This window comes from Granulicella tundricola MP5ACTX9 (genome assembly GCF_000178975.2).
Taxonomy (GTDB): domain Bacteria; phylum Acidobacteriota; class Terriglobia; order Terriglobales; family Acidobacteriaceae; genus Edaphobacter; species Edaphobacter tundricola.
In genome coordinates this window covers 1,953,399-1,973,644 of sequence record NC_015064.1, presented here as the reverse complement: position 1 = coordinate 1,973,644, position 20,246 = coordinate 1,953,399, and the positions used below count along the sequence as shown (strand labels likewise).

Here is a 20,246-nt window from a genome sequence, read left to right as displayed (position 1 = left end):
TATTTTACGGCATATGGAACACGATGCCCGTGCTCAACGTCCGCACGCCCTCGGTCCCAAGCGTTCCGCCAAAGCTGATGCCGCCATAACCCGCCTCGATCGCACGCCAGTCCATATACGGCAGCAGCTTGATATCGAGACCGGCAAAGCCGTGGTACTCCAGGTGATTCGCAAGCGTCCGCACCGGCTGTCCGCGGTCGCTCCGCCCTAAACCGGCCGAGCCCTGAACGTAAGGCTTCAACGCGCGGATCGGAGTATGGAAGCTTCCCCGCACGCCGCCCAGAACGGAGTAGACCCGTATCCCGGCACCGTCGAAGCTATCGATGCCCTGCACCTTGCTGGTCGTCTCGACGCCACGAACGTCGAAGCCTAGCCGCACCGGACCAAACGTTCTGTAGTCGTAATAAACGCCAAACGTTCCGCCAATCGGATTCAGGTGGTCCTTGGTCACATTGGTGTTGTTGCCGGGCGCAATATACGGCGGAACCGAGATGCTATCGACAGTAAAGAGGCCGTAAACGGCAGCCTGGGAGTGAGCCGACACAGTAGTTCCGGCGAAGAGAGCAGCGAGCAGGACGAGCGATTTCCGAATCATGTACCCCTAGTTTATCCCGGATTCGACCCCACCGGCAGTTAGCAAACGACGTTCCTCAAGCAACCGAAGCGGCTAATTCCGCCGCCCAAGGGTTGGACGGTCGTCGCCCGTAGTTGTACCCGGCTGATTCGGATCATTGTTGCTTCCACCCGCCCGACGCAAGGTCGGCTTGTTGCCATCCTTCTTGTCGTTCAGCTTGCGCTTATTCTCCAGACGAGCCAGACGAGACTTCACATCGTCGAACTCGCTCGTCGTCACAATGTACTCAGGCTTCGCCGGCAGGATCGTCGCAATCTCCTCCTCGGAGGCCGCGATCCGGTCCGGAGTCTGCGGGTGATCGGAGAACGCCTTCGCCAGCGTCCCTGGCTTGTGCTTCTCCAGCGCATCCAGCTTCTCGAACAGGGTGATGAAGCTCTGCGGATCGTACCCGGCCTTGTACATGTACTGCACGCCCAGGTAGTCGGCCTCAGCCTCTTCCATGCGGGAGAACTTCAGAAACGTCATCGGAATCGCAAGCTGCGCAGCCTCGTAGATTCCATAACCCGTGTACGAACCCTGCGTCATGATGATCAGCGGAACCGACGCAATCTGCGCGTAGTTCATCTTCGTCTGCTGCCGCGCAGCATGGTGCGCCACCACGTGCGAGATCTCATGCGCCATAACGCCCGCCAGCTCGGCCTCTTCATCGCAGTTCATCAGCAGCCCGGAGTTCACGTAGAAGAACCCGCCCGGCAGCGCAAACGCATTCACCTCATCGGAATCGATCACCTTGATCGTGAACGGAACCTTGGCATCCGAGTTCTTCACAAGGTTCTGCCCGATGCGGTTCACATACTCCACGATCACCGGATCGGTCACCAGGTGAGCCGACTTCTCCACCTCCATCGAGTACTGCTTCCCGACCCCGATCTCCCAGTTGGTCGAGTACCAGTTCCCCATACCCCGGCCCCCAATGTTCCGAGTCCCAATCGCATTCACATCGTCTTCGCTGCCGGCCTTGATGTTCGTCTTCAGGTCTTCACCCGGCGAGGGCAACGTATCGGTCTGAGCCTTGGCCTTAGCGGCAGCCTTCTTATCATCCGCAGGAGTCGTCGCCGGCGGCGTCGGCAGCGGTGAGGGTGCGCCGGTAGGATTCTTGGTCGTAGCAGGAGGCGTCGTGGTCGAAGGGGCCTGTGCCAACCCGGCAACAGGTGCAATGAGCAGAGCGGCGAGGCCGAGAGAAGAAAGTTGACGCATGGGGAACTCCAGTCCAGGTACGGAGTAAGCCGCTTCCCTCGTTCGGACGCAGCTCTACGCCACTATTAGACGCTTCTTTCCGCAAAAGTACTACAGATCTCGCTACCAGGTATTGTAAGAAGTCCCCTCGGTCGAAACATCCTGCGAGCCCGAGTGGACGTCGTCAATCCCGCTCTGCGTCTCATCAACGGTCGTCAACTGGTTCCCCTGATCCGGCATCCAGGTATCCGACCGGTGGGTGAATGGGTCCTGCGGCATCACCTTCAGATACCCGGACTGCACCAGGTCGTCCAGCGTCTGCGGCGCTTTCTGCTTATCGTAAGTATAGGAATCGATAGCAGTTCTCATCGTATGCAGATCCTCGCGCAGCACTGCCTCGCGAGCCCGCTTGACGTTCATGGTGAACGAAGGAATCGCAATCGCCGCCAGGATCCCGATGATCACCATCACGATCATCAGTTCCAGCAGCGTGAAGCCGTCTTCCCGTTCCGCACCCGAATTGGTCGATCTCACCATGGTCACCATGTAGCGTACTTCGTTCCGTCCAGCCCTGTACCCGTGCTCTTGGAGTGCACGTCGAACACGTTATCGCCGCTTCCCGATCCGCCGCCGCCACCATTCGCGTCAGCCGGATCATCCTGCATCGACTGGGTAGCCCAGTCGGCCGTCCCCGTCATCGGATCAAGCGGAATCTTGCGTAAAAACCGAACCTTCTTGGTCTGCACATCCACGCCATCGACCATCGTCTGCAAGTCAGGAGGATAGTTGAAAGAGTCGGCCTTCGTCTGGATGCCTCCTTTATCAGCGGCGTCCTTATAGTGATCGATCGCATCCCGCATGGACCACAACGCCGCCCGCAACTCCCGTTCCTTCTCCCGCTTCACCTGGAACTTGGCGATGGGGAGCGCGGCGGTGGCGAGCACTGCAACGATCGCCACCACGATGATCAACTCCACCAGGGTCAGCCCTGACTCTGAAGTCTCAGCACCTTCGAGATTTGACCGTAATCCGATCATTTGACGTGAACGACAGCCTGAGACCCGACAGCCGGAAGATTGACCTGCGCGCTGTTCTTGGCACCAACCTTCACCAGAGCGATATTTGAATCACCCGCTCCGATAGCCTTGAACGTCAGCGTGCAGACACTCCCCTGCCCGTCGACACCCGCCGCCTGCGGAGGCCGTGTACTGGAGATCGTCACCAGCCCATTGCCCTCAACCCGATGAACCAGCGACACCGGTTGACTCCCCTTACTCAGGAAGTCCCCCGCATCGACGTTCACCAGCTCCAGAACCTTCGGATCATATTGCACCTGTAGCGGGACAGAGAACACATCCCGTCCATTCTGCAGGTTCACCGCAGCCTGGAAGGTACTGCCCACCGTCTGGTTCGACGACGCAGGAACCACGGTCAGGCTGATTGGACCGTTCGTACCTGCAGGCGCAGCCGTCGCCGCTGGGGTTGGCGGAATGGCACCCGGCATCTGGCCCGGGGTTGGAGGTTGAGCATCCTGATGAATCTGCTGAAGCATGTTGGCAGCCGCGTTGGCGGCCGTACTCGGCGCACCGGCATGCTGCGGGAGAGGAACCGAGGCCTGCGCTGCTGCGGCGTTGGACAAGGCTGTCTCAGCCGCGGACGTATCCATATGGCGCAGCTCGATCGATGACCCGGTACCGGTATCGATCATCGCCGTATTCAGCCTGGTCAGGACAGACTCACGCACGACGTGCGGAATGATGAGGAAGACCAGTTCATCCTGCTGCGTCTCTTTGCTCTGGGTGCTGAAGAAATACTTGAAGAAGGGCAATTCTCCCAGAAATGGTGTCCCGCTGACCGTCTTACTGTCCTGGTGGGTCAGGATCCCCGCCAGAATACTCGGCTCGCCATCCTGAACCTGAATAACCTGCTCCGAGATGCGCTGCGAGATGATGGGCTCACTGACGCCTGAGATCACGACCGTATTGCTCTGTGAAGACACTTCGATCTTCATCTTCATGCTGACTTCGCGGTCGTAATGCACCGTCGGCGTGATATCGATGTTCACACCCACGTCGATGTACGTGAACTGCGTCTGCACGCCGATCGACGCGACACCGGTCGAAACACCGGCGTTGTAGCTTCCGGTCGCGATCGGTATCTTGGAACCGATCTTGAGAGTCGCACGCTGACCGTCCGTCGCGCGAATTCTCGGATTCTGCAGAATCCGCGTATCGCCGTCCGTAAGCAGCGCGTTCAAGGTGCCGCCGGTAATGGACACGGCGAAATTGGTCGCGTTCAAATGCGCGAGATTGTTCAACGTCAGGCTGGACGTCGACGAGGTCGTCGTCGATGAGGTAGTCGTAGTACTCGTAGTCGTGGTTGAGCTGGTCGTGCTGGTCGAATTCGCATTGGAAAGCTGCGGAGTCAACCCGATCGACTGCGGCAAGGTGATGCCAAGCGTACGAACCTTGTCTCGACTGACTTCCAGCACAGCCACATCCACCACCACCTCAGGCCGTGCGCGGTCGAAGTCATTGATCAACTTCTGTGCCAGCAGCAATTCGTCAGTAGTCCCACGCATGACGATTGCGTTCTGGCTGGGCACAAGGTAAAGCTTCACCGTAGGATCAAGCAGCAAACGCAGCCCGGTCAGGATCTCGTTGCCATCATTTGCCTGCGCGGAGTTCGATAGGTAAAAGGTCTGAACCGCAAGCTCGTCCAGATCGGTTCTCTTGGTCCGCGTGTTCTGTGCAACAAAGATCGTGTTTGAAGTAACAGGTTTATAGAACGTCCCTGAGATCGTCCCGACAATGCGAAGCGCGTCGTCCAACGTGACGTTCGTCAGATCAATGGGAATTCTCTTCGACGTATATTCAGGATCGAAGATGACATTGATGCCGGCCAGCTTCCCGATTGCCTGGTAGATATTTTTGACGTCCTCAACCATGTGCAGCGTCTGCCGGTCGCTGGACGTAGGCTTCAGCACCACCGGAGCCGAGATGGATGCGATGTTCTGCAGCACGGAGGTCTGCTGCGTCAGCTGCGCGGCGGCAGCGTCTGCCCCCGGTCCCACCGGAACCGGTGCAGGCTGTTCGCGTTGCGTGATCCCGATCTCCTGCTGCGCCGTCTGATTACCCGGATCGATCTCCGCCGCGCGCATGAAGTTCGTAAGTGCGCCGGAGTAGTCGCCACTCTGCCGCAGAACCCGGCCGCGATCGATATGCGACACCGCAGCCTGGAAGCGCATGCGTTCAAGGTGCGTCTTGAAGCGAATATCCTTCGGCGACTTCTTCAAGGCCTGCCGGTAGTCCTCATACGCGGCGTCGTAGTCCTCATGGGCCTCGGCGTCCACGCCGCGCTTGTTCCACTTGCTGGCAGACTGAGCGTGGGCCGGCAGGATGGCGCACAGGCCAAACATGAAGATGCAGAAGGAGAGAACGGTGCGTGCAGTCAGGACGTTGTGATGACGGAAGGTTTGAAGCCCACGGCTCATGCTGGATCGGTTCGCTTTCTTTGCACGGCGCGGATTGGCATCCCGAACTCCACTCCCACCTGAAATCTTCGGCAGTAGGCTTTGGAGAGAATCTGGGTTACTGCCGGTTTCATCTGTGCGTGCGAGAGCTCTTGGCTCAGGCGAGTATAGCATTCGTGTCACGTTTAGCCTCATAGTTGGAATACACCTGCTTCATAGTCCACGGACCTTGAGCGGCAGTCTCATGGCTTTGCGTAAGCGATGCACCTGCAACACTTACGGCGGTTCATACAATTCCGCAATAGACTTGCGCGTTTGAGGTTTAGACGTGCCTGGCGGCATTGGGTGAGATTGAACTCCATGTTAAAATAAGAAGTTCATGCCCCGCCAAGCTTCCATCACGATTCCCGCCCAGCAACCCAAACCGGTCGTGCAGGAGAAGGACCGCGATCCAATCGCCGCCGGCAAGCGGGATGCCTCGTTCAATCGATCCGCCAGCTTCAACTACTTCCTCACCGATAAATATGAGGCGGGCGTCGCCCTGCGCGGGACGGAAGTCAAATCGATCCGCGAAGGCAAGGCTAACCTCAAGGACGCATACGGTCTCCTTAAAGATGGAGAATGCTTCCTGCTCAACGCCCACATTGGGCCGTTTTCCCACGGAAACGCCATGAACCATGAGGCCCTCCGCACCCGCAAGCTCCTCCTGCACAAGCTCGAGATCCGCAAGCTGGAGGCAGCAACAAGGCAAAAGGGATTCACCCTGATCCCCGTTCGTCTCTACTTCCGCCATGGTCGCGTCAAATGCGAACTGGCTCTTGCCAAGGGCAAACAGGAATGGGACAAGCGCGCCACGGAGCGAAAGCGTGAAGCCGACAGCGAAGCGAAGTCTGCCATCGCTCGGAGTCAGCGCCGCTAATCGGCCAATTCCGCGTTACGATTGGTCTATGGACACCAAACTCATCTTCGCTGAACCGGCGGCTCACCAGACCGCCATGCTCGTCATCTTTGCTGTGGACATTGCCGTTGGGAAAGACGCTGAACCCCTGCCAGTCCTGCTCACGACCTCGGATCCCATAACAAATGCGGCCGCCCGCGCCATCGCCTCAGGCGAGTTCAAGGGAAATCTAGGCGAGAACCTGCTACTTCATGCCCCCGCAGGCCTGAAGGCGGAACGGCTTCTGATCATCGGGCTCGGCAAGGCGAAGACGCTCTCGGTCAATGAGATTCGCAAGGCCGCCGGAGCAGCAGTCCGGGCAGCGAAGCCCCGCGGCATTCGCGAAATCAGCATTGCCTTCCCGGAAGATCATGCCTTGTCGGATGAGCACCTGGAGGAGCTTCCCTGCACCCTGACCGCCCGGGTGCTGGTGGAAGGAGCCGAGATCGCCGAACTCGACTGGGATACCTACCGCAGTGATCGCAAAGATCTCTCCGTCTATACCCTTACCGTTGTCGTCAAGGCTGGCGAGCGGTCGACCCGGCAGGAGATTCAGTCCGGCTTTGACGAGGGTCTCATCGTCGCCGCGGCGCAGAACTTCGCCCGCCACCTCGTCAACGAGCCCGGCAATGTACTGACGCCAACCGTTCTGGGTGCCCGCACGAAAGCGATGTGCGACGAGGTCGGCCTCGCCTGCGAGGTCTACTCCACCTCCAAACTGGAAGAACTGAAGATGGGCGCGTTCGCCGCGGTCGCACAGGGTTCAGCCGAGCCCCCCGCCCTGATCGTCATGACCTACACCCCGGCCGGCCCCGTCGAGCCTGATGCTCCCGTGATCGGCCTCGTCGGCAAGGGCATCACCTTCGACACCGGCGGTATCTCTATCAAGCCCGCCGACAATATGGAGAAGATGAAGTACGACATGGCCGGTTCAGCTGCCATGATCGGAGCCATGCGCGCCATCGCCCAATTGAAACCGAACCTTAAGGTGATCAGCGTCATCTGCTCGGCAGAAAACATGCCAGACGGCAAAGCCTTCAAGCCCGGCGACGTCGTCACCGCCATGAGCGGCAAGACCATCGAGATCATCAACACCGACGCTGAAGGCCGCCTGGTCCTCGCCGATGGTCTCCACTACGCCAAGACCCTCGGCTGCACCCATCTGATCGATGCCGCCACCTTGACCGGCGCATGCGTCGTAGCACTCGGCTATCTGAACGTCGGACTCTTCTCCAACGACGACGCAACCTGGGAGCAGTTCATGGCCGGCGTACCTCGTTCCGGAGAAAAGTTCTGGCGGCTTCCCTGCACCGACGACTACCGCGATCAGATCAAGAGCCAGATCGGCGACATCATGAACACCGGCGGCCGCGCAGCAGGCGCTGTCACGGCAGCCATGTTCTTGAAGGAGTTTGCCGGCGATACCCCATGGATACACCTGGACATCGCCGGTTGTGCCTGGAACGAGGAGCAGAAGCCCTGGCTCCCGAAGGGCCCGACGGGAATCGCCGTCAGGTCCATCGTGGAGTGGGTTCGTAGCTACTCCGCCTAGCTCTTGTCCGATCCGGCCGGCCATTTCCAGTTACGGATCTCCGGCCGGTCGATTCCATTCTCATGCGCGTAGTTGACGGAATCGGTGATCTCATCCTTCAACCACTCCCGGGTATGGGCAGCAGTCGTCATCAGCCCCGGCACACGATCGATCACATCAATCGCAAGATTGAAGCGATCAACCTGGTTCAGGATTGCAAGCTCCAGCGGCGTATTGATGTTGCCCTTCTCCTTATAACCGCGCACATGGAAGTTGGCGTGGTTCTTCCGCTTGTACGTCAGCTTGTGAATCAGCGACGGATAAGCGTGGAAGTTGAAGATCACCGGCTTATCCGTGGTGAAGAGTCCATCGAACTCCTGATCAGACAAACCATGCGGATGCGCATGTTCCGGCATCAGCCGGAAGAGATCGACCACATTGATAAACCTGATCTTCAGCTCCGGGCAGCGCTCCCGTAGAATCGCCACAGCCGCCAGAGCCTCTGAGGTAGGAATGTCGCCGGCACACGCGAGGATGACATCCGGATCGGCTCCAGCGTCACTGCTCGCAAAGTCCCATATGCCGATCCCCTTCGTACAGTGCTTCACCGCCTCATCCATATTGAGGTACTGCAGATGCGGCGCCTTGTCAGCAACGATCACATTGATATAGTCCACACTCCGCAAGCAATGATCCGCCACACTCAGCAGACAGTTCGCATCAGGTGGAAGATAGATCCGTGTAACCTCCGGGCTCTTATTCGTCACGACATCGAGAAATCCCGGGTCCTGATGCGTAAACCCATTGTGATCCTGCCGCCAGACGAGCGACGTAATCAGCAAGTTGATCGAAGAGATAGGCGCACGCCAACGAAGCTCCAGCTTGCTCTTCTCCAGCCACTTTGCATGCTGGTTGAACATCGAGTCGATGATATGCACGAACGCCTCATAGCTTGAGAAGAAGCCATGCCGGCCGGTCAGAACATAACCTTCGAACCATCCTTCCAGCGTATGCTCGCTCAGCATCTCCATCACACGTCCGTCGATCGAGAGATTGCCTCCGTCTGCATCGCTCGCCTCCATCTCCGCGAGCCAACGCTTCCCGCTCGCCTCATAGATCGCATCGAGCTTATTGGACGCAGTTTCATCAGGTCCAAACACCCGGAAGCTCGTCATGTTCTTCCGAACCACATCGCGCAGAAAGTGTCCCAGCGTATCGGTCGAACTGACCTCCGTCTGCCCCGGCTCCTCGACCTTCAGCCCATAGTCCTGGAATCGCGGCAGGTCCAGCGGCTTGCGGAGTTCGCCACCGTTCGCATGAGGATTGCCGCTGATGCGCCGCGTCCCTGAAGGAGCCATCTCCCTCAACTCCGGGATCAGTTTGCCAGACTCATCAAACAGCTCCTCCGGCTTGTAACTCCTCATCCAGCTCTCAACCAGCTTGAGGTGGTCCGGATTAGTCTTCGGGTCCATGATCGGCATCTGATGCGCTCTCCACGAGCCCTCCAGCTTGTGCCCATCCAACTCCTTCGGACACGTCCAGCCCTTGGGTGTCCGCAGGATGATCATGGGCCATCTCGGACGCACAACCGTAGCGCCCTCGGCACGAGCCTTGGCCTGAATATCACGGATCTCCGTCACACACTTTTCGAGAACCTCGGCCATCAGCACATGCATCTTAGCCGGGTCGTCGCCTTCAACGACATAAGGCGTCCACCCATAGCCGCGGAACAGACTCTCCAACTCTTCAGGAGAAATCCGAGCGAGGATCGTCGGATTGGCGATCTTGTAACCGTTCAGGTGAAGAATCGGAAGAACAGCCCCATCCGTCTTCGGATTGAGAAACTTGTTGGCGTGCCACGAGGTAGCCAGTGGACCAGTCTCTGCCTCGCCATCTCCAACAACCACCGTCACAATAAGATCCGGATTATCGAACGCCGCTCCAAATCCATGCGAGAGGCTGTAACCCAACTCGCCGCCTTCATGAATCGAACCCGGCGTCTCCGGCGTACAGTGACTCCCAATTCCGCCGGGAAAGGAGAACTGCTTGAAGAATCGCTGCAGCCCCGCAACGTCTTCACTCTTCTCCGGATAGACCTCGGAGTACACACCTTCAAGGTAGCTGTTTGAAAGTGTCGCCGGCGCGCCGTGCCCCGGCCCCGCAATGTAAATCATGTCCAGGTCGTACTTCTTGATCAGCCGGTTCAGATGCACCCAGGTAAAGGTCTGTCCCGGGTCAGACCCCCAGTGTCCGAGCAGGCGATTCTTGATGTGCTCCGCCTTCAGCGGCTCCCGCAGCAGAGGGTTTTCCAGCAGGTATAGCATGCCCACGCAGAGATAGTTGCAAGCGCGCCAGTAGGCGTCCATCTTGCGAAGTTCTTCTGCGGTTGCGGGTGAAACACTCAGTTCAGCAGAAGCGCCTGTCGTCGTCATAAGTCTCCTCAATCATCATTCTTTTCACATGATTCGCGATCATGAGGTCTTCCTGAGCCGGCACGATAAAGATGCCGGTATTCGAGCCAGGTGCGTTCACCCGTCTCATGCCATTCTGTTCCGCGTTGTTCAACGCAGAATCAATCTCAATGCCCTGCTCGGCGAGCTCGACCAGGATCTCTTCGCGGCTAGCCGCATCATGTTCTCCAATTCCGCCGGAGAAAGCGATCGCATCCACGCCGCCCATCAACCATGAGTATGCGCCGATGGACTTACGAACACTGCGCGTGAATACCTTCAAAGCAAGAACAGCATCGCCGTTTCCAGCCTGTGCAGCCTTCCTGATCGCCTTCATATCGTTGGGCAGCCCACTCAGGGCCGCCAGACCGCTCGCGTGGTTCAGGTCCTTCTCGACTTTCTCAACATCGCCCCCTACCTGCCGGATCAAGTGAAGGATGAGGTCCGGGTCCAGGTCGCCGGGGCGTGTGCCCATGACGACTCCACCCGTAGGCGTGAGCCCCATGCTGGTGTCGATGGACCTCCCCTCGACCACGGCAGTGACGCTGCAGCCGCTGCCCAGATGGGCGATGATGAGGCGCTTTGGCACCCCAGTTTGCTGAAGCTGATTGACGACCGATTCGCACGCCAGCCCATGGAAGCCGTAGCGTCGAACCCCCGCATCCCGGTAGCTCTTGGGGATGGGGTAGGTGTTGGCCTCCGTAGGCATCGTCTGGTGAAAGATCGTGTCGAAGCAGGCGAAGTGCGGCAGTTGCGGATACCGAGCCAGGCCGCCGCGGATGATCGAAACCGCCTCCGGGTCATGCAGCGGAGCGAAGCCGGAGGCTGCGTCCAGCGCCTGCAGCACCTCTGGGGTAATGCGCTGATGACGGTCCAGTTTCGGCCCGGGGTGGACGACCCGATAACCGATCGCATCAAGCGTGAGATCGGCTACCCGCGTGAACACCTGATCCACACAGTCGAGGGCAGGCCCGTGGAGCTCCCCCTGCAGAATCGGTTCGTCCGACCGTTCAGAGTCGAAGACCGAAAACTTCAACGACGACGAGCCACTGTTCAAGACGAGTATCAGCATGGTCTCCCTCGTCAGATGCAGGATAGGGATGGGTCGACTTGCAACGCACGTTGCTTTCAATCCATACGGGGGAACCAGCCCTCACTCCGCAGGCTCATAGCACCGCAGAAAACTAGCCCCATGCTGCGTGGTCATCGTCACCGAGCTGTCCGGCACCACCACCGCCTGCCCCACTCCAAACCGCACCTCATTCACCGCCCCACTGCCCACGATCCCAACCACACACCCGACCCCATCCATCGGCATCTCCATCGCCGTCCCCGCAGGCAGGTCGAACCGATCCACCACAAAATACTTCGTCTCGATCAGCCGTGTGAATCCATCCATCTCCTCCGGCTCAATCTTCCCCGCCTTCGTCTCCGTCTTCACCACGGCGAGCCCCTGCTCCAGGTGCAACTCTCTCGGCCGCCCATAGTCATAAAGTCTGTAAGTCGTGTCTGAGGTCTGCTGCACTTCAAGCAACGTCACCCCCGCCCCGATCGCATGCACCGTCCCCGCATCCACAAACACCATGTCCCCCACGGACACCGGCACCATCTCCAGCAGACCCTCCAGGCTCCCGTCCGCGATCGCCTTCCGCACATCTTCCACACCCACCCCGGACTTCAACCCGCAAGCCACCTCAGCCCCCGGCACAGCCTCCAGCACATACCAGCACTCCGTCTTGCCCCTCGGCATCCCCAGGGCCTGCGCCTGCTCGTCATCGGGATGCACCTGCACGGAAAGCTTGTCCGCTGGAAACAACATCTTCACCAGCAGAGAAAAATCAGGCGCAACCTCCGCCAGCGTCTTGCCCTTCAACTCCCCCGTCAAAATCTTCCCCGCGGGCGAGGTCAACCAGGCTTCTCCCACAGCCGTCTTGAACCCCGTTTCCTCATACCACGGCTTCAGGTCGAGCTTCCCCCACACCCGCTCGGCAAACGTAGGCTCCATCAAAAATGGCTTGAACTCGAAATCACTCGTTATCGTCATCAGGCTTCACTCACTTTCTCGTCTCGGTCAGCATACTAGCAGCCCGTCAACTTCTAGAAACCCACCCGAAACATCCCCCAAAGGTGTTACGAAAAAGCCTCCAGAACCCCAATAAACACAAGCATTTGAGCCATTACAAAAGTCTTACAACGCCCTCCTCCAGACCCGTGTAGCGTTGTCGATAGAAGAAGTCAGGCGCAACACTCAGCACGCAACATAGCAAGGAGAATCAGGACCCATGACCCCAGCCACACTCACTCCGGAATCCGAAGCGACCAGCACCAAGCCCGGCAGCTACGCCGAGTTCCAGGCCCAGGCCATCGAGACCGGCGAAGCCAACGAAGCCGCCCTCGAAGCCCAGATCCAGGACATGTCCAACGCCAAGCCCGCCATGGCAGCAGACAAAGTCCGCGCGCAGGTCAAGCAGGACCTCCGCCTCGGCCGCGAGCACCAGCAGGGCCGCATCAACTGGATCACCACCATCGCCATGGGTGCCTTCCACGTCTTCGCTCTCGTCGCTCTTCTCCCCATCTTCTGGTCCTGGAAGAACGTCAGCGTCTTCTTCGTCATGTACTTCCTGGCCATCAACGTAGGCATCGGCGTCGCCTATCACCGCCTGCTCACGCACCGCGGCTTCCGCACCCCCAAATGGGTTGAGTACTTCGTCACCGCCTGCGGCACCATGGCCCTTGAGGGCGGACCCATCTTCTGGGTCGCCACCCACCGCGTCCACCACCAGAACTCGGATCAGGAAGGCGATCCCCACACCCCCGTAGACGGTACCTTCTGGTCCCACGCGGGCTGGATCCTCTCCGGCCGCGCCATGCACTCTGAGACCGCGCTCCTCGGCCGTTACGCCCCTGACCTCACCAAGGATAAGGTTCACGTCCTCCTGTCCAAGTACCACTGGGTCTTGCTCACCGCCACCGGCGTTGCTCAGCTCGCTCTCGGAGCCTTCCTCGCTGCACCCGGCCACCGCGTCATCGGCGCGGTCGGCATGATGCTCTGGGGAACCATGCTCCGCGTCGTCGTCGGCCTCCACGCAACCTGGTTCGTCAACTCCGCCACTCACCTCTATGGCGCACGCCGCTTTGACACCCGTGACGACTCCCGCAACAACTGGTGGGTCGCCATCCTCACCGGCGGCGAAGGCTGGCACAACAACCACCACGCCCACCCCGTCAGCGCCCGTCACGGCCTCGCCTGGTACGAGTTCGACATCAACTACTACTGCATCTGGATCCTCTCCAAGATCGGCCTGGCCAAGAAAGTTCAGATCGCCAAGTTCGACTGGGAGAACCCCAAGCCAGCCGGCGTCAACTAACCCTCGCAACCCAGGAAGCCCCGCTCGAAAGAGCAGGGCTTCTGCTTTTAACTCAAACTCCATCGCCGCCACAATTCCTACCCGCCCCCCACACCCACCAGATCCAAAATCACCAGAAGCAATCTCCGCAGCGCCGTCTCCCGCCCGGTCGGGTCGTACCACTCCGCCAGCGTATGGATCCCGCCCCCCGTCCCGCCCGCCGCCATCGCCAGCGCCGGAATCCCCATCGCCAGCGGTACGTTCGCATCGGTCGACCCCAGCCGCATCTCCGTCCTCAGCCCCAGGTGCCGATCCACCGCCTTCAGCGTCTGCAGAATCCCCGCATCCGCCGCCAGCGCCGCCGCCGGCCGGCTCCCAATCACCTCGATCGCAAGCTTCGCACCCCCGCCACTCCGCCCCACGATCAGCTCAAACGTCCGATGAATCTCCAGTTCATGCCGCTGCAGCTCAAACGGATCGGTCGACCGCAGATCCAGCAACACACTCGCGGTCTCCGGAATCGAGTTGATCGAGGTCCCCCCGCCAATCTGCCCCGCACTCAAAGTCGTCCGCGCCTCCGCCCCCGCCCCGGAGACCCGGTCCGCCAGCTCCACCAGCCCCCGCGCCAGCAGCAAAATCGGATTCGGCGCCCCCGCATCCGTCCACGAGTGCCCCCCAGGCCCCGTCACCGTCACCCGAAACCTCCGGCTCCCCAGCCCCCGGTCCACCGCCGTAGCCGTCCCCGACCCCTCCAGCGCCACCGCCGCCCTGATCCGTCCCGAATACTCCCCGCGCTCGAACAGATGATGCATCCCCCTCAGATCGCCCTCACCCTCCTCACCCACATTTGCCGCAAACAGGATCGGCACCTCCGGCTCTATCCCCGCGAACTTCAAAGCCGCAATGAGCCCCAGCATCCCACTCAACCCGGCCGCGTTATCGCAACTCCCAGGCCCCAGAATCCTCGCCCCATCCTCCGTTGGAGTCGTATCCGTCCCAGCCGGAAACACCGTATCCAGATGCGCCGAAACCAAAATGAATGACCCGTGTGCCCCACCCTCAGCGGCCTCATCGCTTAGGGTGGGTCTCCTTTCCCCGCCACCCAACTCCCCCAGCGCATTCCCCTCCTCATCCAGATGAACATTCCCTAGCCCCAACTCCCGGAACCGTTCCAAAAACCAAAGCGCCCTCGCCTCTTCCCCAAACGGCGGAGCCGGAATCGCCAGCATCGCCATCTGCCACATCCTCAACTGCGGCTGATGCAGATGCAGCCAGTGAAACGCCCGATGCACCAACCGCTGTGAAGCCAGCCGGGCAATCCGATGCTGCGCCAAAGCCGTCCCACTCCCCGTCATCAATACTCGACCCCCACCAGGAACAGCCCGCTCGCCGGAGCCGTAGCCCCACAAGCCGTGCGATCCTTCGCCGCCAGAATCCCAGCCACCTCGCTCACCTCAGTCCGCCCACAAGCCGCATCCACAAAACACCCCACCAGGTTGCGCACCATGTGATGCAGAAACCCATTCCCCACCACCCGATACACCATCAACCCATCCAGCTCACTCCACCCCGATTCATACACCGTCCGCACATTCGATCGTTCCACCCCACTCAGCCTCTCCGTCCGATCTGGATCACTCGCCGCGAAGCTACTGAAATCATGCTCCCCCAGAATCACCCGCGCCGCCGCCTCAGCCCGCCCCAGGTCGATCTCCCACGGACAATCCCACACATAAGCAGCCAGCATAGGAGAACAGATCCTCTCCGGCCTCACCCCCACCCTCGGAAACAAACGATACTCATATGTCTTCCTCACAGCTCCCCGCCGAGCATGAAACTCCGCCTCCACCGCCTCCACGCTCAACACCCGGATCGCCCCCGGCAGCGCCCGATTCAAAGCCCGCAGCAGGTTCTCCCCCGGAATCGGAGCCTCCAACCCAAAGCTGACCACCTGCCCCAGCGCATGAACCCCTGCATCCGTCCGCCCGCTACCCTGCGGCAGCACCGTCTCCCCCGTCAGCAGCTTCAACGCCGCCGCCAGCCTCCCCTGCACGGTCGGCAGCCCCGGCTGCACCTGCCAGCCGTGATAAGCGGTCCCGTCATAAGCCAAAGTCATCTTCCAATACCGCATCTCTCCGCACACTATCACTAACCCAGAATCACTAAGCACTAATCACTGCTCCACTTGTTATAGTTGAGGTCTGGATTCAGATCAGCCTTGCCACCCCCCGAACCCCATTTCCTGGGAACCGGATCACCCCAAGGTGCGTACCAAGCTCTGAATCCACAAACCGTACGTCAGCTGAGCAGGGTCGGAGAGCATAAACGTGAATTGGAATGACATCAAAGCAGCAACGAGCATCACTCTGTTGCTCCTCAGTTCGACGAGCCAGTTCGCGCTCGCCCAGCAGCAGACCCAGCAGGCGCCGCCCACCCAAAACCAGCCCAACGGCGGCAGCCAGACCAATCCCACCGCACCCGCCACACCCCAGCCCATCCAGAACGACACCACCCGCGATCCAAACCTGCCCCAGGCCCCGGACCCCAAGCTCACCGAGCCCCTCTTCCTTCGTGACACCGACAAGGACTACACCCACCTCAAGAACCACGGCATTCACGGCTTCCGCAGCCTCTTCGCCCCCTACACCGCTACCGAGGTCCCCCTGCCGCGTCTTGGCAACTCCGCCGGCTTCTCGGACCTCCTTCGCGACGGCAAGATCTATCTCTCCCTCAACGACGCCGTAACCCTCGCGCTTGAGAACAACTACGACATCGCCATCGCCCGCATCAACCTTGACATCGCGGACACCGACATCCTCCGCACCAAGGCTGGCGCAACCTTCCGCGGAGTCTCCACCGGTCTCGTCACCAACACCCTCGGCGGCACCACCTCCACCATCACCGGCGGCGGAGGCCCCGGCGGCACCAGCTCGGCCTCCGGCGGAGCAGGCACCGGTGCCTCCGGCCTCGTCCTCAGCACCAACGGCGGCGGACCCCTCCCGTACAACTACGATCCCGTCATCACCGGCAACCTCCAGTACGAGAACCTCACCACCCAGGAATCCAGCACCCTCTTCACCGGCACCAACCAGCTCAAAACCACCACCGAGACCTACAACTTCGGCTATCTCCAGGGCTTCTCCACCGGCAGCCAACTCGCCGTCACCTACGACAACACCCGTCAGACGACCTCCAGCCCGCGCTCCAGCTTCAGCCCGCTCCTCCAGCCCACCATCAAGCTCCAGTTCACCCAGCACCTCCTCCAGGGCTTCGGACCGTCCATCAACAAGCGCTTCATCGTGGAAGCCACCAACAACCGCCGCATCACGGACTCCGCCTTCCGCCAGCAGGTCATCTACACCGTCACCCAGGTCGAATCCATCTACTGGTCGCTCGTCAGCGCCTATGAAGACGAGCAGGCCAAGGAGCGCGCCCTCAACCAGTCCACCGCCCTTGCCTCGGACAACCGCAAGCAGCTCCAGATTGGAACCCTTGCCCCCCTCGACGTCGTCAACTCAGACTCCGCCGTCGCCACCGACAAGCAGGCCCTCATCACCTCGCAGTCCAACCTCGAGTACCAGCAGCTCCTCATCAAGCAGGCCATCGCCCGCAACCTCAACGACCCCCAGCTCGCCAGCGCCCCCGTCGTCCCCACAGACCGCGTAGGCCTCGACCGCCTGCCCGAAGAGGACATGAAGGTCGAAGACGTCGTCAAGGAAGCCTTCATCAACAATCCCCAGATCGAGCAGGCCGCACTCGAGCTCAAGAACAACCAGATCACCATCAGGGGCGAAAAGAACGGCCTCCTCCCCATCATCGACGCCTACGGCTCCTACGGTTCCACCACCATCGGCGGTCAGCAGAACTCGCTCCTCAAGTGCTCGGACCCCATCACTTTCGCGGCCGAGCCCTGTAACTCCACCAACGGCGGCGTCAACAACACCGGTTACTTCAACACCCTCGGCAACGGCTTCAACGGCACGGCCCCGGACTACATCGCCGGCCTCAACATCCAGATCCCGCTCCGCAACCGCGTCGCCCAGGCAGACCAGGCCCGCTCCCAGATGGAACTCCGCCAGACCGAGATGCGCATCCAGCAGCTCTACACCCAGATCCGCATCCAGGTCATCAACGCCCAGTACGCGATCACCAACGACCGCGCCAACGTCGTCGCCGCCCAGACCGCACGCGACTTCAACGCCCAGTCCCTGGACGCCGAGCAGAAGAAGTACAAGCTCGGTGCCTCCACCACCGCCCTCGTCCTGGCCCAGGAGCGCACCCTGGCCATCGGGGAGAACAACCTCATCGCCGCCACCGCAGCCTACGCCAAGGACCGTTCCGCCCTGGCCCAGATCCTCTCGAACACCCTGGACCGTTACAACATCTCGCTCACCGATGCCGCCACCGGCACCGTCACCCAGAAGCCCAACATCCCCGGTCTGACCCCACCCGTAGCCCCGGCCCCACCCAAGCCCCTCAGCGCCACCCCCCCACCCCTGGCCAACTAACGCTGGAAGCAGCACAAATGGGTGCCCCACGTCCGGATTCTCGGACGTGGGTTTGTCTGCGGCACAAATCCTTCCTGGAAGCTAAAACTCTAAGCCGTCAATCCAGCCATCTTCCCCATCGAAATCACCTTCCCACCCCCCACCCCATACGCCACAGCCTTATTCTTCCCGGACCGCTTCGCAACGTACATCGCCTCATCTGCCTGCGACAGCAGAAGCTCCCACTTCGACGAGCTATCCATCGCACTCGTCACCCCGATGCTGACCGTCAGCGGCAGCGGTCCATGCTCTTCGAGCGCCAGCATATGCTGAAATCGCATCGCCAGGTCCATCGCGCCCTTCAGGTCGGTGTTCGGCAGCAGGATCGCAAACTCCTCGCCCCCCATCCGGGCCGCCGTATCTCCCGCACGAACACACCGCCGCACCACGCGTCCAATCAGCTCCAGCGCCGTATCCCCCACCGCATGACCGTACGTGTCGTTCCTCTGCTTGAAGTTGTCCACATCCATCAGCAGGATCGAGAGCGGCGCAGAGTGCCGCTTCCAGTTCGCAAACTCGATCTCCGCCCGGATCCCAAACTATCGCCGTGAAGAAAGTCCCGTCAGCACGTCCGTCGTCGCCAGGAACTCCAGCTTGGCATTCGCCTGGGCCAGCGCCCGAGCCTGCCGCGTCTCCTCCGTAATATCCTGCGACACGCTCGCCAGCATCGTCCGTCCATCCAGATCCTTGTACGCAAACTTCACCTTGCGGAACTGGTGGACCTCCCCGTCCGCTGCCACCATCTCGTCCTGTGCATCCACATTCACGCCTGTACTCAGCACCTCATGATCCTGTGAGACGAACCGTTCCGCCATCGCCTCGGGCAGGATCTCCTGGGCTGTCTTGCCCAGCCACTCCGTAGCACTGATCCCAAAGAACGTCTCCACCGCCGCGTTATAAAAAACGATCCGTCCCTGATCGTCCTTGACGAACGTGATGTTCGGGCTGTTCTCCATGAAGCTTCGGAACATGTGCCGGCTCGCCACCAGCTGGTTTGCCAGTGCGCTCTTCTCGCGCAGAGCATTCTCCGCCTGCGCCTCGTGCAGCACCTCGCGCGTCACGTCGATCGACATCCCCGCCAGCATCCGCTTCCCGTTTTGCCCCACATAAGGAAACTTCAGCGACTTCCAGAAAGCCGCCGTCCCATCCGCACGCGGCGAAACGTCGTCCTTCTCCACCGCCGTCTCCCCGGCCAGCACCGCAATATCATCGCTCCGGAACTTCGCCGCCATCTCCGCCGGCCAGATCTCCTCGTCCTTCAGCCCGATCCAAGCCTGCTCGTCCACCCCGCTCGCCTCGGCCAGGTACTTGTTGTAGAATACCATGCTTCCGTCCGCATCCTTGATGTAGGAGGCAAACGGACCATGGTTCATGAACGAAAGAAACAGGTCGTTGGTCGCCTGAAGACTGTGACACAACTCCTGGTTGGCCTCATGGGCCTGCTGTAGCGACTTCTGCTTCAACCGCAAGGTCAGCCGCGTCTGCACCTGCGCCCCCAGGATCGTCAGCGCCGCCCGTTGGCCTTCGCTCAACGTCCGCGGCACCCGGTCGATCACGCACAGCGTCCCAATCGGCTCGCCCCCCGGAGCCTGCAGCGGAACCCCGGCATAAAACCGTATATGAGGATTGTCCGTGACCAGCGCATTGCTCAGGAAGCGACGATCCTTCGCCGCATCTTCCACCACAAACAGGTCCGGTTGCCGGATCGCATGAGCGCAGAACGAAAGGCTCCGCGGCGTCTCACGCACATCCAGCCCCATCGCCGCCTTGAACCACTGTCGGTCCGTATCCACCAGCGACACCAGGCTGATCGGCGTATCGCAGATCGCCGACGCCAGGTGCACCAGGTCGTCATACTCCTTCTCCTGCGGAGTATCCAGTATCTCCAGCTCCAGGAGAGCGGCAATCCGTACGTTCTCGTCCATGGGGTTCCATCTTTCCACTACGCCTTACGTTCATCGGCAGAAACATGGGAGGACTGCAGAAGTGAAGCACGGGCTGAGCGAGTTCTCTCGCGCAAGTGATGCAATTCTAGGGTCCCACCCCCTTCTCAGCCATGCCACAAAAGTGCACCAATCCAAACAACCTCCCACCCCGTTCGCATTCGGGAATCCTGTCTTCATGAGCTTCGCCTCAAAACTCGAGTGTCAAG

16 protein-coding genes are annotated in these 20,246 nt (G+C 60.4%); 4 read left to right on the top strand and 12 right to left on the bottom strand.

Annotated elements, in window-relative coordinates; all coding sequences use genetic code 11:
* Positions 1-4: 4 nt before the first annotated feature.
* The 5 genes from ACIX9_RS08480 to ACIX9_RS08460 all read right to left on the bottom strand — a co-directional run bounded on the left by ACIX9_RS08480 (position 5) and on the right by ACIX9_RS08460 (position 5,303).
* Positions 5-595, bottom strand: a complete 591-nt coding sequence (locus ACIX9_RS08480; protein ID WP_013580066.1) for a hypothetical protein — start codon at positions 593-595, stop codon at positions 5-7.
* 72 nt (positions 596-667) lie between these two features.
* Complete coding sequence (locus ACIX9_RS08475) at positions 668-1,831, bottom strand: M48 family metallopeptidase (protein WP_013580065.1); 1,164 nt, start codon at positions 1,829-1,831, stop codon at positions 668-670.
* A gap of 102 nt (positions 1,832-1,933) precedes the next feature.
* Positions 1,934-2,347, bottom strand: coding sequence for a type II secretion system protein (locus tag ACIX9_RS08470; protein WP_041597566.1), 414 nt, complete (start codon positions 2,345-2,347; stop codon positions 1,934-1,936).
* A 2-nt stretch (positions 2,348-2,349) separates the two neighbouring features.
* Positions 2,350-2,847: a type II secretion system protein gene (locus ACIX9_RS08465; protein WP_013580063.1), complete on the bottom strand. Its 498-nt coding sequence runs from the start codon at positions 2,845-2,847 to the stop codon at positions 2,350-2,352.
* The gene (locus ACIX9_RS08460; protein WP_013580062.1) at positions 2,844-5,303 is read right to left on the bottom strand and encodes a cohesin domain-containing protein; all 2,460 of its coding nucleotides are present in this window, start codon (positions 5,301-5,303) and stop codon (positions 2,844-2,846) included. Before ACIX9_RS08460 ends, ACIX9_RS08465 begins: the two co-directional genes overlap by 4 nt.
* A gap of 358 nt (positions 5,304-5,661) precedes the next feature.
* Here ACIX9_RS08460 and smpB point away from each other — a divergent pair, with 358 nt between their 5' ends.
* Entirely contained in the window at positions 5,662-6,201 is a 540-nt protein-coding gene (gene smpB, locus ACIX9_RS08455; RefSeq protein ID WP_013580061.1) for an SsrA-binding protein SmpB, read from the top strand.
* Between the two features lie 28 nt (positions 6,202-6,229).
* A complete protein-coding gene (locus ACIX9_RS08450; RefSeq protein ID WP_013580060.1) occupies positions 6,230-7,771 on the top strand; it encodes a leucyl aminopeptidase in 1,542 nt (513 codons plus the stop codon).
* Here the strand turns inward: ACIX9_RS08450 and ACIX9_RS08445 are convergent.
* From ACIX9_RS08445 to ACIX9_RS08435, 3 genes are all read right to left on the bottom strand, one after another.
* Positions 7,768-10,182, bottom strand: a complete 2,415-nt coding sequence (locus ACIX9_RS08445) for a phosphoketolase family protein (RefSeq protein WP_013580059.1) — start codon at positions 10,180-10,182, stop codon at positions 7,768-7,770. The two genes, ACIX9_RS08450 and ACIX9_RS08445, sit on opposite strands and share 4 nt — an antisense overlap.
* The gene (locus ACIX9_RS08440; protein WP_013580058.1) at positions 10,157-11,272 is read right to left on the bottom strand and encodes an acetate/propionate family kinase; all 1,116 of its coding nucleotides are present in this window, start codon (positions 11,270-11,272) and stop codon (positions 10,157-10,159) included. The genes ACIX9_RS08445 and ACIX9_RS08440 overlap by 26 nt, the downstream gene beginning before the upstream one ends.
* 81 nt (positions 11,273-11,353) lie before the next feature.
* Positions 11,354-12,244, bottom strand: a complete 891-nt coding sequence (locus ACIX9_RS08435; RefSeq protein ID WP_013580057.1) for a class I mannose-6-phosphate isomerase — start codon at positions 12,242-12,244, stop codon at positions 11,354-11,356.
* Between the two features lie 238 nt (positions 12,245-12,482).
* On the opposite strand from ACIX9_RS08435, the gene ACIX9_RS08430 reads away from it, so the two are divergent.
* Positions 12,483-13,568, top strand: a complete 1,086-nt coding sequence (locus ACIX9_RS08430; protein WP_013580056.1) for an acyl-CoA desaturase — start codon at positions 12,483-12,485, stop codon at positions 13,566-13,568.
* A gap of 77 nt (positions 13,569-13,645) precedes the next feature.
* On the opposite strand, the gene ACIX9_RS08425 is transcribed toward ACIX9_RS08430, so the two are convergent.
* Positions 13,646-14,956 (bottom strand): M20/M25/M40 family metallo-hydrolase, encoded by a 1,311-nt coding sequence (locus ACIX9_RS08425; protein WP_232298828.1) that lies wholly within the window; start codon positions 14,954-14,956, stop codon positions 13,646-13,648.
* Complete coding sequence (gene truA, locus ACIX9_RS08420; RefSeq protein ID WP_232298827.1) at positions 14,902-15,663, bottom strand: tRNA pseudouridine(38-40) synthase TruA; 762 nt, start codon at positions 15,661-15,663, stop codon at positions 14,902-14,904. Before truA ends, ACIX9_RS08425 begins: the two co-directional genes overlap by 55 nt.
* Before the next feature lie 211 nt (positions 15,664-15,874).
* On the opposite strand from truA, the gene ACIX9_RS08415 reads away from it, so the two are divergent.
* Positions 15,875-18,055 (top strand): TolC family protein, encoded by a 2,181-nt coding sequence (locus ACIX9_RS08415; RefSeq protein ID WP_013580053.1) that lies wholly within the window; start codon positions 15,875-15,877, stop codon positions 18,053-18,055.
* Positions 18,056-18,144: 89 nt separating this feature from the next.
* Here ACIX9_RS08415 and ACIX9_RS08410 read toward each other — a convergent pair whose 3' ends face one another.
* Both ACIX9_RS08410 and ACIX9_RS23685 read right to left on the bottom strand, forming a co-directional pair.
* Positions 18,145-18,615, bottom strand: coding sequence for a GGDEF domain-containing protein (locus ACIX9_RS08410; protein ID WP_269744698.1), 471 nt, complete (start codon positions 18,613-18,615; stop codon positions 18,145-18,147).
* A gap of 18 nt (positions 18,616-18,633) precedes the next feature.
* Positions 18,634-20,019 carry a PAS domain-containing protein gene (locus ACIX9_RS23685; RefSeq protein WP_013580052.1) on the bottom strand — a complete coding sequence of 462 codons (1,386 nt, stop codon included), beginning with the start codon at positions 20,017-20,019 and terminating at the stop codon, positions 18,634-18,636.
* Positions 20,020-20,246 lie beyond the last annotated feature (227 nt).